The sequence below is a fragment of the Terrabacter sp. RAF57 genome (assembly GCF_052113925.1).
GTDB lineage: Bacteria > Actinomycetota > Actinomycetes > Actinomycetales > Dermatophilaceae > Terrabacter.
In genome coordinates, this window is the sequence record NZ_JBFRDT010000055.1 from 1 (window position 1) to 1,104 (window position 1,104).

General features: G+C 69.0%; 1 protein-coding gene. It reads right to left on the reverse strand.

Features of this window, described 5'->3' with window-relative positions:
* On the reverse strand, positions 1-982 hold a 982-nt coding region (locus AB4Y83_RS22665), incomplete at its 3' end, for an IS481 family transposase (RefSeq protein ID WP_442298278.1).
* Between the last annotated feature and the right edge of the window lie 122 nt (positions 983-1,104).

A 1,104-nucleotide genomic window follows, 5' to 3' on the forward strand; every position in this document is an offset into this window, starting at 1 on the left:
TGTACTGACCCGACAGGTTGGTTAAGCGGGTGATGGGTGGCTTGTTCCCGCAGGCGGTGTGGGGTCGGTGGTGGTTGTACTCGTGGAGCCATGCTGGCAGGGCCGCCCGTCGCTCGTCCTCTGAGGTGTAGCAGTGGGCGTATCCCCAGCCGTCGGCGAGGGTGCGGTGGAAGCGTTCGATCTTGCCGTTGGTCTGGGGCCGGTAGGGCCGGGTGCGTGAATGCTTGATGGCCAGTTCGGCGCAGGTGTCGCGCCACAGGTGGGAGCGGTAGGCGGAGCCGTTGTCGGACAGCACCCGCTCGGTCCTGATCCCGCGGAGGGCGAACCAGTTCACCGCGCGGCGTAGGACCGCGACAGCGGTGGTGGCGGTCTCGTCGTCGTGGACCTCGGCGTAGGCCACTCGGGAGTGGTCGTCGATGACGGTGTGCACGAATGCGTGGCCCATTTTCGGGTTGCGGTGGTCGTTCCTGGGTTTGCCCGGCGTTGCGGCGCGGTTGCGCTTTCCCTGGGTGCGCCCGACGTAACGCCAGCCGCCGCCGTCGGGGATGTTGCCCAGCTTCTTGACGTCCACGTGCAGCATCGCCCCCGGGTGCTCGTGCTCGTAGCGGCGCACCGGCTCACCGGTGGCCCGGTCGACATGCGAGAGCCGGTTCAGGCGGCAACGGGTCAACACGCGGTGTGCCGTCGAGGGCGCGACGCCGGTCAGGGCGGCGAGCTGGACCGGGCCCAGGCGTTTACGCAGCCGCAACGCCACGATCCGCTTGGTCGTCGCCGGGAGGGTCTTGGCCGGCATCGACCGGGGTCGGCTGGACCGGTCGGTCATCGTCTCCCCGGCGGCGTACCGCTCGGCCCAGCGTTTGACCGTGGGCCACGAGCACTGGAACCGGGCCGCAACCTCCGCGATCGGCACGTGCTGGTCGACGACGAGCTGGGCCACCCGGAGCCGGGCGCGTGGGGTGAGGGCAGCGTTAGCGTGGGACACGAGGGCCTCCTGTTTGGCGAAGTGAACCTTGAGCAGTTCCACTCCACCGCGGGAGGCCCTCCCACGTCAGCAGCTCAGAGCGATGAGTCGCATTCCCTCAACCAACGTGCCCGGTCAGTACA